This is a genomic window from Secundilactobacillus hailunensis (assembly GCF_005405185.1).
Taxonomy (GTDB): Bacteria; Bacillota; Bacilli; order Lactobacillales; family Lactobacillaceae; genus Secundilactobacillus; species Secundilactobacillus hailunensis.
Map to the genome: position 1 here is coordinate 1 of NZ_BJDO01000011.1, position 14,991 is coordinate 14,991.

General features: G+C 46.2%; 14 protein-coding genes. 8 read left to right on the plus strand and 6 right to left on the minus strand.

Going from position 1 to position 14,991, the window contains the following annotated elements; genetic code table 11:
* Positions 1–195: 195 nt before the first annotated feature.
* A complete protein-coding gene (locus tag FFM73_RS04505; protein ID WP_137630594.1) occupies positions 196–1,110 on the minus strand; it encodes a bifunctional helix-turn-helix transcriptional regulator/GNAT family N-acetyltransferase in 915 nt (304 codons plus the stop codon).
* Between the two features lie 513 nt (positions 1,111–1,623).
* On the opposite strand from FFM73_RS04505, the gene lplA reads away from it, so the two are divergent.
* Positions 1,624–2,646: a lipoate--protein ligase gene (gene lplA, locus FFM73_RS04510; RefSeq protein WP_137630595.1), complete on the plus strand. Its 1,023-nt coding sequence runs from the start codon at positions 1,624–1,626 to the stop codon at positions 2,644–2,646.
* A 330-nt stretch (positions 2,647–2,976) separates the two neighbouring features.
* Positions 2,977–5,226: a ribonucleoside-triphosphate reductase, adenosylcobalamin-dependent gene (nrdJ, locus tag FFM73_RS04515; protein ID WP_137630596.1), complete on the plus strand. Its 2,250-nt coding sequence runs from the start codon at positions 2,977–2,979 to the stop codon at positions 5,224–5,226.
* A 191-nt stretch (positions 5,227–5,417) separates the two neighbouring features.
* Here nrdJ and FFM73_RS12750 read toward each other — a convergent pair whose 3' ends face one another.
* A complete protein-coding gene (locus FFM73_RS12750) occupies positions 5,418–5,570 on the minus strand; it encodes a hypothetical protein (protein WP_171001205.1) in 153 nt (50 codons plus the stop codon).
* 170 nt (positions 5,571–5,740) lie between these two features.
* Between FFM73_RS12750 and FFM73_RS04520 the strand changes: the two genes are divergently transcribed.
* The 3 genes from FFM73_RS04520 to FFM73_RS04530 all read left to right on the plus strand — a co-directional run bounded on the left by FFM73_RS04520 (position 5,741) and on the right by FFM73_RS04530 (position 7,977).
* Entirely contained in the window at positions 5,741–6,139 is a 399-nt protein-coding gene (locus FFM73_RS04520) for a hypothetical protein (protein ID WP_137630597.1), read from the plus strand.
* A 130-nt stretch (positions 6,140–6,269) separates the two neighbouring features.
* On the plus strand, positions 6,270–7,307 hold the full coding sequence (gene cobT, locus FFM73_RS04525) for a nicotinate-nucleotide--dimethylbenzimidazole phosphoribosyltransferase (protein ID WP_137630598.1): 1,038 nt from the start codon (positions 6,270–6,272) through the stop codon (positions 7,305–7,307).
* A 193-nt stretch (positions 7,308–7,500) separates the two neighbouring features.
* Complete coding sequence (locus tag FFM73_RS04530) at positions 7,501–7,977, plus strand: GNAT family N-acetyltransferase (RefSeq protein ID WP_171001206.1); 477 nt, start codon at positions 7,501–7,503, stop codon at positions 7,975–7,977.
* A 76-nt stretch (positions 7,978–8,053) separates the two neighbouring features.
* Here the strand turns inward: FFM73_RS04530 and FFM73_RS04535 are convergent, their stop codons facing one another.
* Entirely contained in the window at positions 8,054–8,386 is a 333-nt protein-coding gene (locus FFM73_RS04535) for a TfoX/Sxy family protein (protein WP_137630600.1), read from the minus strand.
* A 134-nt stretch (positions 8,387–8,520) separates the two neighbouring features.
* On the opposite strand from FFM73_RS04535, the gene FFM73_RS04540 reads away from it, so the two are divergent.
* A complete protein-coding gene (locus tag FFM73_RS04540; RefSeq protein ID WP_137630601.1) occupies positions 8,521–9,213 on the plus strand; it encodes a B3/B4 domain-containing protein in 693 nt (230 codons plus the stop codon).
* 84 nt (positions 9,214–9,297) lie between these two features.
* Here the strand turns inward: FFM73_RS04540 and FFM73_RS04545 are convergent, their stop codons facing one another.
* Positions 9,298–10,731, minus strand: a complete 1,434-nt coding sequence (locus FFM73_RS04545; protein WP_137630602.1) for an aminotransferase-like domain-containing protein — start codon at positions 10,729–10,731, stop codon at positions 9,298–9,300.
* Between the two features lie 113 nt (positions 10,732–10,844).
* Between FFM73_RS04545 and pdxS the strand changes: the two genes are divergently transcribed.
* On the plus strand, positions 10,845–11,729 hold the full coding sequence (pdxS, locus tag FFM73_RS04550; protein ID WP_137630603.1) for a pyridoxal 5'-phosphate synthase lyase subunit PdxS: 885 nt from the start codon (positions 10,845–10,847) through the stop codon (positions 11,727–11,729).
* 16 nt (positions 11,730–11,745) lie between these two features.
* A complete protein-coding gene (pdxT, locus tag FFM73_RS04555) occupies positions 11,746–12,318 on the plus strand; it encodes a pyridoxal 5'-phosphate synthase glutaminase subunit PdxT (protein WP_137630604.1) in 573 nt (190 codons plus the stop codon).
* A 65-nt stretch (positions 12,319–12,383) separates the two neighbouring features.
* Here the strand turns inward: pdxT and FFM73_RS04560 are convergent, their stop codons facing one another.
* On the minus strand, positions 12,384–13,841 hold the full coding sequence (locus FFM73_RS04560; RefSeq protein ID WP_137630605.1) for a peptide MFS transporter: 1,458 nt from the start codon (positions 13,839–13,841) through the stop codon (positions 12,384–12,386).
* 182 nt (positions 13,842–14,023) lie between these two features.
* A complete protein-coding gene (locus tag FFM73_RS04565) occupies positions 14,024–14,884 on the minus strand; it encodes a tyrosine-protein phosphatase (protein ID WP_137630606.1) in 861 nt (286 codons plus the stop codon).
* Positions 14,885–14,991: the final 107 nt, after the last annotated feature.

Sequence of the window (14,991 nt, forward strand, 5' to 3'; positions counted from 1 at the left end):
ATGTCATCAAGGTTCATAGCAATTTAATTCAAGGAAAAAGTGGGCTTAGAATAGATTAGTGAACTGCCTGAGCTATATTACGAAACTAGCACTACGCGTTAGCTGAATAGTAAAATTGTAGACTCAAAATAACCCACAGGCCTGTTTTGGGTCTGCGGGTTATTTTACTCGATTGATGAGACTTGGATAACGATGTTAATCCTGAGCGTCCGGTGCATAATCCCAGCGTTCTTCCGTGACAACATCATCTTTCCACTCGTGATTGGGTTTGGTTTCAACGCAATGAAACCCGTTGCGCGCATAAATACTTCTGGCGGCCTCTAATTCGCTAACCGTCCAGAGATACATGCGAGAAATATCATGAGCTGCTGCGTACTTAACCAGCGTGGCGATGAGTTGTTTGCCTAAGCCATGGCCTTGATAGGCGGAATCTACGACGAACCAGCGTACTTGCCAGGCGCCATCGGTTGTCTCGACTAGGCTAACGGTTCCGGCCCGAGTGCCATCTACGGTTGCGATGAAGGTGACGCCGTTAAGCCCTGATTTGGCGTATTCGGCTAAGGCACCCAGTACATAATATTGAAAAATGGTGTGATAGTGGCGAGCCGTATAAACGCGAGCATGAAGATCAGCGATATAGCCGATATCCGCCACACCAGCTGTTTCGATAGCAACTTTGTGTTGATTAGTTAGCGTGTTCTTAATGAGATGCATCGCCGAACTCACTCGGTCTAACTGTTGGGAACTGTAGGGAGCAACGAACTCATTTAAACCTTTTTGAACGGTATGGACTTGTTGATCCTGTAAACGTTCACCTTTTTCAGTCAGGTTGATTAACATGGATCGTTTGTCCTTAGGGTTGATTGAGCGTTGGACAACATCTTGGTTTTCCATTTTTGTGAGAATTTTGCTCAATTGGCTTTTATTCAAGTTGAGTTTCTCGCTGATATCGTTGGGGTTGGTGACGCCTGCGACCTTGATTGCGGTTATGACGCGATCTTCGATTAGGGAGAAGGGATTGCCGTATAGCGTGCGGTCAAATCCTGATAACAAGTTTGAGTAATAGCGGTTAAAAAGACGAAATTTTTCGATGAAATGTTCTGGTGTCATGTGTGGCCTCCAATTAGTTTGCAATGCAAAATATAAGTATACAGCAATGCAAATAATTTGCAATGTCAACAATATTTAAGGAGTTTTCTTGGTGATTGAGGTCTGAGGCGTTGTTGAATATAGAAAAAATGAGGCTGGAAAAATTAGAACTTTTTCCCAGTCTCTTTTCATTGCCCTTACTAACTTTCGGAGGGGTACATATATTTACGCGTGGTGCTAGTTAAATATGTAAATATAAGGGAAATTGGTAAAAATCTATTAGCTATTCAATTTGTGAAATTGAAAAGTTAATTGTTGAGAGGTTATTTCCAAATAATTTGAAAACCTTCCCTAACACTTCAAAACGCGTGTCCTCCGAAATCTGCCCTATACTATAAGTAAGTAACCATTTTAAAGAAATGGCTGAATAATAAAAAGAGGCGAGCGTCCCTTTCAGATACTATAGATTAGGGATTTAAACGGAATATAGCGGCTATTAGTAAGATAGAAATTCGTTATTTGGAGGCAATCAATATGTTCTTTATCGATACAAGTCGAAATGGAAAATCAGTATACGATGCAACGGTTAATCAATCCTTGGACAATTATTTGGCAAATGATTTACACAAGAAGGGGCACGGTTTAATCGTGTATATCAACCAGCCCTCAGTCATTATTGGGGTCAATCAAAATGCGTATGCGGAAGTGGATCTGCCATATCTAAAGAAGCACGGTATCAGTCTGGTGCGCAGAACATCCGGCGGTGGCGCGGTTTACCATGATTTTGGCAACATTATTTTTGAAAATATCGTGGTGGGTGATACGGCAGACTTTGGCAACTATGAAGCCATTGCGAACCCAATCTTGGACGCATTGCACGATTTTGGTGCGACCGGTGCGCAGCTTCATGGGCGCAACGATTTAACCATTGATGGAATGAAATTCTCTGGCATGACCATGTTTAAAGTCGGCGATGCCTATGCTGCCGGCGGAACCTTGATGTATGATCTCAACATGGACGCTGCTGACGAAGTACTCACGCCAGAAAAGGATAAGCTCAGTTCAAAGGGGGTCGCCTCAGTTGATAAACGGGTGACTAACATTAAGCCTTATTTGAAGCCGGAATATCAAAAATGGACGGCTGAAGAATTCAAGACCCATTTAATTTGCCATATGTTTGGGGTGGATAGTCTGGATCAGATTGACACCTATCATCTCAATGACCACGACTGGCAGATTATTGATCAGCGTCTGAAGGGTAAATATGACACCGAGGAATGGAACTTTGGGACCAATCCAGGATTCAAGTACTATCGGTCTAAGCACTTTGACATTGGGACGATCGCCTTTAATTTCAACGTGGATAACAACGTTGTGACTGATTTTAAGATTTACGGCGACTTTATTACCGGTGGCGATATTACCATTATTGAAAAGAATACTATTGGAACAGCCTTTGATCAGAACAGCCTGGCAAAAGCCTTTGATAAGAGTGATCTGGCTACTAATATCGGGAAAATTAGTGGTGCGGAATTGGCAGAGTTGATGCTTTCATAAATTATCTTGTATCGAAAATAGACATTCGGACAGCCTTTAATTGCTTGTTCAAGAAGATATAGGGAAGTACAGTAAAGGAGCGGTGCAGTTGTACATCGCTCTTTTACTGTCTATTAACTTTAGTAGTCTGTTAATTTATTGGACATATAGACGTTTTTAGTACACAATCATTTCCCCAATGGAATGCCAACCCTAAATAAATTTATAACCGGCAAAATCCGTGCCATGGGTGTTTTTGGTTCACGTAATCGAACTTGTGTTCAAACACTGCATATTGATATTTAATCCCGACCACGATACTATATATGGTGTCGAGAAAGGGGAATTGCTATGCAAGTTGCAGTTAAACGTTTAATAACATTATCAAATGATTTTATTGAAAAGGTCAAAGCCGAGATCACACCACATTGGGGTCCACTGGGCTGGGTCACTTACAAACGTACATATTCACGTTGGATCGAGTCAGAAAACCGTCATGAAGAGTGGGATGAAACCGTTAAGCGGGTCGTGGAAGGTAACGTTAACCTGGATCCACGCCTCCACGAAGATCACATCGACCCAGAAGTGATCAGTGAACTTGAGACCGAAGCACAGGATCTCTTTAAATTAGTTTATAGCCTTTCCGCTACACCATCGGGCCGCAACTTGTGGATTTCTGGGACACCGTATCAAGAACGTAACGGCGATGCATTAAACAACTGCTGGTTTGTCGCAGTTCGGCCGCAACCATACGGCGACAGCCACATTGTGCCGGAATACCTTGATCAAGACCAGCCAGCGGTTTCAATGCCGTATTCGTTCATGTTCGACCAGTTGATGAAGGGCGGCGGTGTCGGCTTTTCAGTTGTTCAGGATAACGTACGCCAGATTCCAGCCGTGGACAACAACATTACCTTAACGATTTTAGTCGATAAGGCCAGTCAGTCTTACAAGGATTCCGTTGCGCTGGGCGCCACCGATAAGCAGCAGTGGTTAGCTGACCACACCTTGGACGACGGTCGTTACTACAAATTACTAGATACGCGCGAAGGCTGGGTTTTAGCGAACGCCAACCTGATAGATATGCACTTCAACGGAACTAACCCGGACCGCAAGACCAACCTGATCTTAGATGTTAGTGATATTCGGCCAAAGGGTGCCAAAATCAAGGGCTTTGGCGGTACCGCCTCTGGTCCAATGCCGTTGATCGAAATGTTATTTGATATTAATACCTTACTAAATTCTCGTGTCGGTCACAAGTTAACGTCGGTTGACTGCACTGATGTGGGTAATCTGATTGGTAAAACGGTAGTGGCTGGGAATGTGCGGCGCTCTGCTGAGTTAGCCTTGGGTTCCAGTGACGACGATGCCTTCATTACCATGAAGCAGGATCAAAAAAAGCTTTACCACCATCGCTGGGCATCTAATAACAGTGTGGCAGTTGATACGCATAAACAGGATTACACCGCGGTTGCCGATTCCATTTTACACAATGGTGAACCGGGGATCGTTAACCTAGAATTGTCTAAAAATTACGGTCGGCTAGTCGATGGTCGTCAGGAAAACATTGACGGCGCCGTTGAAGGGACGAACCCCTGTGGCGAGATCTCACTGGCTAACGGTGAGCCTTGCAACCTCTTTGAAGTCTTTCCTTCCGTCGCAATGGAACAGGGCTTTGACCTTGACCGAGCCTTCACGTTAGGGACCCGTTTCGCTAAGCGGGTGACCTTTAGTGACTACGATTGGGAAGTTTCCCGCAACGTCATTAAGCAGAATCATCGGATTGGCATCTCCATGTCAGGTATTCAGGACTGGATCTTAAAGGCCTTTGGTAATCGAGTAGTCCGTGGCTTTAAGGATGGCATCGACCCCGAGACTCACGAAGCCATCAAGGAACCCATTTACGATCAACGGGTAGTGGCTAAATTTGATGAACTGTACCATGCTATCGTGTCAGCCGACAACAACTATTCTGAAGTATTGGGCTGTGCACCTTCCCTGAAGCATACTACTGTTAAGCCATCCGGGACCGTTGCCAAATTAGCCGGCGTTTCCGAAGGGATGCACTTCCACTACGCCGGGTACCTGATTCAACGGATTCGGTTCCAAGATAGTGACCCGCTGCTACCAGCATTACGGCTGTCTGGCTACAAGATGGAACCAGATATTTACACGAAGAATACCGTTTGTGTTGAGTTCCCGGTTCGGGCCGCTCACGCTGACAGTAAAGAGTTCGCTTCAGCAGGGACTGTATCGATTGCGGAGCAGTTTGCCACCCAGGCCTTCTTACAGAAGTACTGGTCAGATAACGCCGTCAGCTGCACGATCACCTTCCAGTTGAAGAGGGAGAGTGACCAGATTGCTGGCTTGATGAAGCAATATCGGTTCAGTATCAAGTCCACTTCATTGTTGCCATATAGTGGCAGTGGTCTGAAGCAGGCACCTAAGGAACCAATTTCTAAGAACGTTTATGAGCAACGCAAAGCTCAGATCACTAATAACGTGAAGGACGTCTACACCTCACTGAATACGATGGATAAGAAGGATCTGGAACTGATCGACCAGTCCGACTGCATCGGGGGCGCTTGCCCAGTTCGGTAGATTTTGGTCACAACGATTAATGTCATGGCACCAATTATTGTAGTAAATTAAACGCATTTAAACAAAAACGTTCTAGCTATATCGGCTGGGACGTTTTTTGGCTGTAAAAAAAGACCATCACGGGTAGCGACCGCAACGGCTTGTGATGACTTTGCAACAATTTGATATAACTGTTTTCTACGCTGCCATGATTAACTATTTCCAATATTAGTTAGCATTCCCCAGCCAATATAAAAAATAAGCCCAACTATGAAAAGCATCACAATTGAAAGGAAGCCGTAACCAATGCAACCTAGACATGAATCTATTACGCCAAAACAGCCTTCTGGTTCGTCATCATCCACACTTATCCCCCTCTTTCTAAATGGCGTTACAGCGTTATTTCAAACAATTACTCGTATAACTATACCGAATGAGCCGTAGTTATTCAATGTATCATTATTCGTTAGCTGATGCTGTGTTTTTGGGGTAAACTATTTAGTAGTAGCATGATTAATTATAAAGGAGATAAGTTATGACAATGACGACTCAAAAAATTACTGATTTTCTAGCTGCAAATAACGTGGATCCCAACACATTAGGTGGATTCGCTGTGCAAAATAACTTTGGTGATGATTTGGTGATCGATGAAAAACCAGTCGATGATTTTTACACCTGTTTACAGGTTACTCGCCAGCAATTCGAAGAAAAGGCAACTAAAACTAAAATGGTTACCGCTTACAATAATTCGAAAATTGAAATCGTGCTTTTTAGCTGGCGTAAGGAACGGGCAGCGGGCACACCTAAGTACACCGATAGCGGTGATACTGGGGTCATTGTTAATACTGGTGCTGCGGTTTACGTCGACGTCTTTTCAGATAAAGACTTAAACAAACAGTTAGGTTCGTTGATCAGCAACTATATCGTTAAATAGATGTCTCATTGATAGGGGTGCTGGGTTAGAGCGCTGGCAGCTTTTTGAATTTACTCAAGCCAATCATCTTTGAAAGCCCTAACATGGTATACTTAACAAGATAATTAATTATTGTTTGGAGGATGGTTTAATGCACACTTATGCGATAAAGTCGATTTCACAGACGGACAGAGAAGCTATGCAACAAAAGCTTGACCAGCTTGCTAAGCCCATAGCCGGTTTAGGCCGTTTGGAAGAATTAGCGGTGACGATAGCTGGGATTCAACACCAGTCTGAATTATCGGTATCAAAACGGTGCTGTCTGGTCTTTGCGGCCGATCATGGTGTTGCCAGTGAAGGTGTTTCAGCTACTCCTCAAAAGGTAACTGCCATTCAGTCCGTTAATTTGCTTAACGGGCATACCGCTGCCGGGGCGATGGCTGCTAGTGTTCATTGTGGCCTAGAAGTCATCGACATGGGTGTCCGCGCTTCCCTGCCAGATAAGCGCATTATCCATCGCAAGATTCGCTGGGGGACCCGGGACATGCTGGTAGAACCAGCCATGACGCGCGACGAAGCGCAGCAGTCTATCGAAACTGGGCGAGAAGTCGCCAAGCAAGCGATTGCGGATGGCAACCGGGTGCTGTTACTAGGCGAGCTGGGTATTGCGAACACGACTGCGGCGGCGGCCATTTTAGCTGCCCGCTACGCCCTTTCTCCAGCCCAAACGGTTGGTTACGGCTCCAATATTTCTGAGAAACGTTATCAGCATAAAATTGACGTGGTGACCCAAGCACTTCACAAATGGCAGCCGGCTAGTGATGACGCGCTTGAGATTTTGCGGACGGTTGGCGGTTATGAAATTGGTGGTAATGCAGGTGCCATCATTGGTGCTGCGGAAGAGGGTGTGCCCATTATACTAGATGGGTTTATTTCTTACGCTGCCTTGTCCTTGGCCGAATTATTGGTTCCAGGAATCGAGCAGCACGTGATCGCTTCGCACGCCTCCAAGGAAAGTGGCACGGCATTAGTCACCAATCTGTTAAACATTAACCCGTTATTAGACTTGAACTTAGCGGTTGGTGAAGGTACTGGTGCACTTTTAGTATTGCCATTGATCGATGCCATTCAAAGTGTGTTGACCCAAATGAATACGCAAACGGATATGCAGTTTGGGTATCAACCGTAGAGAGTATGATGGAGCTGCTGATTTAGGACCATAAAATCTTATACATGAAGGCTATTGTGCTAGACAATGACAATAGTCTTTTTTATTTCTGATTGAATGGGCCATTAATAGGCATTTTGCTTGAATCAATAATTAATCATATAATATGACGTATATTGTACTTAATAAACTACATATTTGGAGGTACCACTTGATGAAAATTCGTCCCATTGAACCCAAGGATAATCAGCCGTTAAAGACTATTATTCAATCAGCAATTCGCGAGTATGGCAATAATTTACCCAACTCGCCGTACTATGATACGGTTTTAGATCATCTGGCAGAGCATTATGCAGCCCAAGATAAAGCCAAGTATTGGGTGGCAGAAGTTAACGGTGAACTGGTCGGTGGCGCGGGTTTAGGCCCATTCGGCTACCCGAAGACCGCGGAATTTCAAAAACTATACTTATCACCGAAGGCCCGAGGACATCACATTGGGCATCAACTAGAAATTACAGCTGAAAAGGCTGCTAAAGAGTTTGGTTACGAAAAATTCTATATTGAAACCTTCATGAACTATACCGCGGCTCGGGGGCTATACAAGCACGTTGGTTTTAAACAGCTGGATAAACCGTTAGCAAAACCTTCTCATAGTGCCTGCGATGCTTGGTATGTTAAGGATATTAAATAAAAAATAGCGATTATTCTGCTTGCTCAGGATAATCGCTATTTTAGTCTGAATTGAATAGGGAAACATTAGCCTTAATTTAAAGTTTTTGATTTTTGCTTTTCTTGGGCTTAGGAGCGGGCAATGCCTCACAAGTTGCAGTTGCGAGTTTACAAAGAAGTTCCTTGTTATCAAGTTCTGAGATTAAAAATTGTGGTTTCGCTCCCGGATAAGAAGAAGCAGTTTCTTGATCTGGCACTATTTTAGATCCGGCAGCCGTTATTTTAACAAACAGCTGATCGTCACAAACACTGGCGAAATATTTACCGTTACAGTAGAGACCGTACTCACCGAACATTTTCTTGTAAGTTATGGTTCCCGCATCGCTAAACTGTTCTGCGATATACTGCGTAAATGCTTCACTTGAGGCCATTGGGTTTACCTCCTTTAATGTATTTTCTAAATTTTACAGTCATAAATTTGAAGCGTCGATACCATTACTGTAAGATTAACAGCAAACGGTACTTGCATAAAGAGTTACCAATCTTTAATTTAGGGTGTGACAAAATGGCAAATTTAGTAGTCGATTCAGCGTTTTGGAAACTATTTCCAGACGCACAGATCAGTGCGTTGTCCGTTCACGGACTGAATAACACCGTTGACGAGACAAGAAAGCCGCATTTCCAAGCGTTGTTAAATGACGCGATGGACAAGTCCCGCCAGTATTTAACGGCCAATCCGTTTCGTAGTAATCCAGTGGTTGCGCAATGGCGCGAGGCTTACACGAAATTCAAGAAGAAGCGGGGTGCTCGCTCATCGATCGAAGCATTACTGAAACGGGTCGATCAGGGGAAAAGCCTTTCACCAATCAACCCCTTAGTCGATGTGTATAACAGTGTTTCTCTGGAATTTGGTGTCCCTTGCGGCGGCGAAAATTTGGCGGCGATGGCCGGCCCGATGCATCTGGGCGTTGCCAAAGGTGGCGAAGCCTTTAAACCGCTGGGTGAAGACGAGGACGAACCAGCCCTGCCAGGCGAAGTGATCTACTATGATCAGATCGGTGCGATTTGTCGCTGCTTTAATTGGCGCGATGGTGAACGCACGATGCTAACTAATCAGACCACGGATGCGATTTTAGTAATTGAAGCTATTAATCAAGAACAGCGCGTGCGCCAGGCTGAAGCGGTGACCGCGATGAAGGCGCGGATCAAAGCTGAATTTGGTGTTGATGCTGAAGTTGACGCGTTGACGGCTGAATAAATAATTTTAAATAATAAGTGCCCAGTTTCATCTTTTGTGATGAGACTGGGCACTTATTTTAGTTGAATAAAGCAACGGTTAAGTCTATAACTCCGATAAAATCAGCCGTAGCCGTTCCTGCAATTGCGGGATTTGGGCCGAATTCAAATCAGCGAACCCCATACGCAGCTTATTTTGATGCGCGCCAAATAGAAAATCAGGCTGTACCAGCACCTTTTGCTTGAGAAATAACGTATAGTCCGTGACGTTTAGCCGGCGTGTCAGCTGTAAATGCACCCAGAAACTATTGCCGTTAACGGGGAGCTGGTAAGTCAATTGGCCCTGATCGACAAAGGGCTGCAGGGCCTGTTGCAGCAAGGCTTGCTGTTGCTGCAGACGGTTGGCTTGACGCTGAATCTGCTGGTACAGGTCAGGCTGTGCTAAGAACTGGGCAGCGATGATCTGGGGAAAGATACTCATGCCGGCTTCCATTTGCTGGCGAATATCGGCTAGCTGATCCACGATAAATGCCGGTGCCAATAACCAGCCGACCCGCGCGTGGTTGCCGACCAGTGAAGACAGTGAGCCGACATACAGCACGTTATTAGGATCCAGGGCCTTTAGCAATGGCACCGATGCGGGCGCGTCAAAGGAGTTGGCGATACCAAACGGATCATCTTCGACAATGGGGAGCTTCAGGGTTTGGCAGACTTTGATCAAGGCTTTTCGTTTAGCCAGTGGCATCATTTGTCCAGTTGGGTTTTGACCGTTGGGGTTAACGAACAGAAAACGAAATCGGTGTTTGTAGTATTCTTGCTGGAGCCGGTTCAAGTCCAGACTGCCATCTGCCAGTAAGGGGATACCGTAGACCCGGATCCCGGCCACTTGAAAGAAGGTCAGCTGGTAAAAGTAAGAGGGTTTTTCAATGGCAATCGCGTCACCATAGGAGAGTAAGCCCTGTGTGATTAAATAAAAGGCCTGCTGTGCGCCTGAAGTAATCAGTAGCTGGTTAGCGGCGACGGGTTGCTGCAATAACGTCGACAGCCGGGAAATTAATTGTGATTTAAGGGAGGCAATGCCGCTGATATCGACTTGGTTTTCCTGTTCCACCACTTGCTTGGCCGAAATGTGGTTGGGCGAAATGGGTAGTGCCATGGTGCTGGGAATCTTAAAATTGGTCAGGTTAATGGCCTGCGGATCTGACTCTAGATTACGCAGTTGTGTCAGGTAATTTTCAGGGTCGCTGAAGCGGTTAGCAGCGAGGTAAGTACGCCAATTAACGCTTTCGTTTAAAACGCCCCATTTATCCGTACTGACCCAGGTACCGCTGCCACGTTTGCGCGACAATAAGCCGTTACTGACGAGTTCGTTTAACGCCCGTTGAATGGTCGACCGGTTAACGGTGAGCATCTGGGCTAATTTGCGTTCGGCCGGCAGTTGCTGGCCAGGTAATAGATTACCGGTATTGATGGCATTAGTGATCAGAGTAATGACTTTCACGTATAACGATTGGTTACCGCTGGGGAGCTGCCAATTCATGCTGTCACCTTCTTTTTTAAAATTGGATGGTTAATTTACCACCCAATTGGTTGCTGTCATTATAGTTGTTCAGCCTTAGTATGTAAATAATTTAAAGAGATGGAGGAATGATGATGAAAGAAACAGGAACAACAACGGTTAAACGTGGTATGGCGCAGATGCAAAAGGGCGGCGTCATTATGGATGTCGCTAACGTGGAACAGGCGAAGATTGCGGAGAATGCTGGTGCGGTTGCCGTCATGGCGCTGGAACGGGTCCCTTCAGATATTCGCGCAGCCGGTGGTGTAGCCCGGATGTCTGACCCAGCAATGATCAAGGCAATTATGGCCGCAGTGACGATTCCAGTCATGGCGAAGGTCCGCATTGGTCACATTGCTGAAGCGCGAATTCTAGAAGCCATTGGTGTTGATTACATAGATGAAAGTGAAGTATTGACGCCAGCTGATGATAACTATCACATTAATAAAAACGATTACAAGGTACCCTTTGTTTGCGGCTGCCGGGATTTAGGCGAAGCTTTACGCCGAATCGGTGAAGGCGCCTCCATGATGCGGACCAAAGGTGAACCGGGGACTGGTAACATTATCGAAGCGGTGCGCCACATGGAAAAGGTCAACGAACAGATCGGTCACGTCAAGGTGGCTGATCCGGATCAGCTGATGACTATTAGCCGGGATCTTAAGGCACCTTACGAATTGGTCAAGCAGGTGCATGATCTAGGCAAATTGCCCGTTGTAAACTTTGCGGCCGGCGGGGTCTCAACACCAGCGGATGCAGCCCTCATGATGAACTTAGGCGCTGACGGGATCTTCGTTGGTTCCGGAATCTTTAAGTCGGAGAACCCCGCTAAGTTCGCGAAGGCTATCGTGACCGCCACGGCGCACCCAACGGACTACGCGTTGATTGCCAAGGTATCCGAACATTTGGGCAAACCAATGAAAGGTATCGATATTTCAACGTTGACGGAAGATCAAAAGATGGCGGATCGCGGTATCTAAAAGGGGGGCAATGCGTGTGAAAATTGGTGTTTTAGCACTTCAAGGTGCGGCCAGCGAACATTTGGATATACTAACGGCTTGCGGCGTCACCGCACGTCCCGTTAAAGAACAGCCGGATCTTACCGGTCTCGATGGACTGGTGATTCCTGGCGGTGAAAGTACCACGATGCGTAAGCTGTTGGTTCGTGAACAGCTGTTATCGCCAATAAAGGCACTGGTTCAGCAGGGCTTCCCGATCTTTGGCACCTGTGCTGGATTAGTCCTGCTCGCCCAGCCGGAATCGCTAGATGGCTTGAACGGCACGGTGGTGCGCAATGGCTTTGGCCGGCAGCGTGAAAGTTTTGAAACGGCGCTGACGGTTAAAGGCTGGTCAAAACCGTATCATGGTATTTTTATCCGGGCACCGTACCTGTCCGAGGTGAACCAGCCGGCAGAAGCGTTGGTGACGCTAACGGATGGTCAAATCGTTGCTGCTCAGCAGGGAAACGTGCTGGTCACATCATTTCATCCGGAGTTAACGTTAGATAAGCGGTTCCATCAGTATTTTATTGATCAGATGGTGGCAAAACGATCGGATCAAGTGAGTTAAAATGATATAGCTTAAATGATTAGTGCCCAGTTTCATCATTTTTTGATGAGACTGGGCACTTATTCTTAATCATTTATTTTTCTTATAATTCCCCGGTTCTTGCTGATTAACAAGACACCCCAGACAATTGCGATAAGGCCAATGACTAAGAAGTAGGCCGCTTCGTGTCCCTTGGTATAAAAGTTGGCGGCGATTGCTGACAGGCCGGATCCGGCAGCTTGTGAAAGGGTGAAAATGGTCATCATTTGCGTCATAAATGCGGTGGGGGCGACCTCACTGGCCATTGCCCGGCCAACTGGGGACGTGAAGGTTTCACCAGCGATGATCAGCGCGTAGAAAGTGATGATCCATAATGGCGATACTTTAACGTTGCTCGGAAAAAGGGATAATGGTAGAACCATAAATAGTGGGCCAGCACCCCAAAGCAGCAGGCCGATGCCAAACTTTAAGCCGTCATTGGGCTGATGAGACCCCAGTTTACCCCAGATTTGGCTGCTAATGGTGCCAAATAAAACGGCGAAAACGGCTGGGAACGTTTGAAAACTGGCAGCGGAGAGATGGATTCCCCAGACGGTTAAATTAACGTGGTCCAGCGTATAAAGTGAGAGTATCCCGGTTGCCTGACCGGAGACCAGCATGCTGATGGTTGTCCCAATCAGGAAAATACCATACGTTTTAACGCGGCTAGCTTCCCGGTGCGTTACCTTAGGGCTGCGAACAATTTTAAGCACGTATCCCACCGGCAAGACGATGCCAATGAGACCAACAGCACTGCTGAAACTTTTGGCGGTCAACCAGCCTAGATGGATGAGTATTCCGACTAAAATGATGACTATCGCAGTGATTACCAGTAACCGTTTTGCTAGCAGGCGGCGTTCTGACGGTTGCATCGGGTCTGGTGGCACCATACCGAGATCACCGAAGTAACGATGATTCAAGAAAATGTAGGGCAGAGTCGTCAGTAATAGTACAACGACGGCCACTAAAAAGCCGGCGTTGTAGCCAAATTTCAGTGCCACGGCACCGGTAATGATCGGCCCCGCCGCACCTACGTTATTCATGATGTAGATCAGGGTAAACGCCGTATTGCGCATGGTGCCCATTTGCCGATAGATCAGGCCTACTAGGGCGTAGAGGCTTTGCCCGGTGATACCGGAAGCAATGATCTGCAGGGCCAAACTCGTGAAGAACAGGGGCAGTCCGCCATGGGGTACGACGAGTAACGAGATGGCCACGACGTTCAGCAGGGTCCCGTACAGATACGGTTTGCGCAGCCCAATCAGCCGATCAGCGGCGTAACTGCCAGCGATACCGGCGAAGTAGCCCAGTGAAGAGAACACCGCCATGATCTGGGTAGCGGTGATGCGGTCGATCTCCAAACCGCCAAGATGCAGCGGTTCGTAAAGATATAAAATCATGATGGCGCTGACGGCGTAGGTTGCGAACCCGGACCCCAGTGCGGCTAACGCCATTAATCGAAATGACTTTGGTTGTTTTGTGCCAATGCTTTTCTGGTTTGCCAATATGTAGTTCCCCTATGTATAAGATTTTTGCTAACCAAATAGCATACCACAAATTTAAACTTCAATGATAGGGATAGGGCGATTTAGTTGTTGGCTCTGCTTCGACAAAATGCAGGTAAAATAAAAAGATGATTTAAGAACGTTTGACGGTTCTAAATCATCTTTATTGGAATTCACCGCAATTACTTTGTTAAGTAATGCTGTTTTAACTGGGCAAGGTCACTAGCTGATAAGCCCAATCCTTTAGTTAAATAGCCAGTTAAGGAGCCATATTTTTTATCAGCTGCTTGGTAGGCTGCATCTAAATAGGATTTTTTTACTAACAAAGTATCTTGCTTGCGCGTAATAGCACCGTTGGAATAACCATGGTGCTTCATCGCGGAGACTTGCTGGCTGATCAATCCGTGATTGTAATGATTAGAAGCGAGGTAATCTTGATAAACAGTTTTTTTAGGAACGCCCAGTGCGGTTAAGACTAAGGCTGACGCGAAGCCAGTGCGGTCTTTGCCTTCACTGCAGTGCCATAAAATAGCGTGATTACTGGGCGCTTTTAAGAGTTGTTCAAACAGCTGTCGATAGGCGTGACGAGCTTGTTGGGTTGTCACAAAGGACTGATAAAGTTTGATCATTGAGCGCGAGCCGCTCGTTTGCGCTACTCGATTAACGCTAGCCATGGTGTTATCGGATACTACTGGATTCTTCATTAATTTTACACTGGGTATTGTGGCGTCTGGTGTTGCTTTGATGACCGCTGGTGTCCGCAGATCGACCACGGTCTTTAAATGATATTGGTGGGTCAGCAGGCGTTTATCGCTGGCGGTTAAATGGGCTAATTTTGCTGACCGCAGCAGTAAGCGCGGCTTCACCGTTTGCTTCGTGGCGGTTTGATAGCCACCAAGGTCGCGAGCATTATTAGTGCCCCTTAATTTGATTTGATGACTGGCTTGAACAGTAGTCATCAATGGCGCTGGCTGCGTCATGGGCACGCCCAGGCCGACTGCTAAACCCAATGCCATCATTAAGCTTGTAAGTATTTTTTTCATGTTGTTATCCCTTCATCATTTTAGTTAACTGCACTTACTGTAATAGCTGAACGGTTGGTTGGCAAGTCTGGTGGCGTTAGCGATGGAAGATTCCAAATCAGGTAAGG

Bases quoted from the DNA above. Each gene is read 5' to 3' on its own strand.
- FFM73_RS04505 (WP_137630594.1), bottom strand. From the start codon at position 1,110: ATGACACCAGAACATTTCATCGAAAAATTTCGTCTTTTTAACCGCTAT.
- lplA (WP_137630595.1), top strand. From the start codon at position 1,624: ATGTTCTTTATCGATACAAGTCGAAATGGAAAATCAGTATACGATGCA.
- nrdJ (WP_137630596.1), top strand. From the start codon at position 2,977: ATGCAAGTTGCAGTTAAACGTTTAATAACATTATCAAATGATTTTATT.
- FFM73_RS04520 (WP_137630597.1), top strand. From the start codon at position 5,741: ATGACAATGACGACTCAAAAAATTACTGATTTTCTAGCTGCAAATAAC.
- cobT (WP_137630598.1), top strand. From the start codon at position 6,270: ATGCACACTTATGCGATAAAGTCGATTTCACAGACGGACAGAGAAGCT.
- FFM73_RS04530 (WP_171001206.1), top strand. From the start codon at position 7,501: ATGAAAATTCGTCCCATTGAACCCAAGGATAATCAGCCGTTAAAGACT.
- FFM73_RS04535 (WP_137630600.1), bottom strand. From the start codon at position 8,386: ATGGCCTCAAGTGAAGCATTTACGCAGTATATCGCAGAACAGTTTAGC.
- FFM73_RS04540 (WP_137630601.1), top strand. From the start codon at position 8,521: ATGGCAAATTTAGTAGTCGATTCAGCGTTTTGGAAACTATTTCCAGAC.
- FFM73_RS04545 (WP_137630602.1), bottom strand. From the start codon at position 10,731: ATGAATTGGCAGCTCCCCAGCGGTAACCAATCGTTATACGTGAAAGTC.
- pdxS (WP_137630603.1), top strand. From the start codon at position 10,845: ATGAAAGAAACAGGAACAACAACGGTTAAACGTGGTATGGCGCAGATG.
- FFM73_RS04565 (WP_137630606.1), bottom strand. From the start codon at position 14,884: ATGAAAAAAATACTTACAAGCTTAATGATGGCATTGGGTTTAGCAGTC.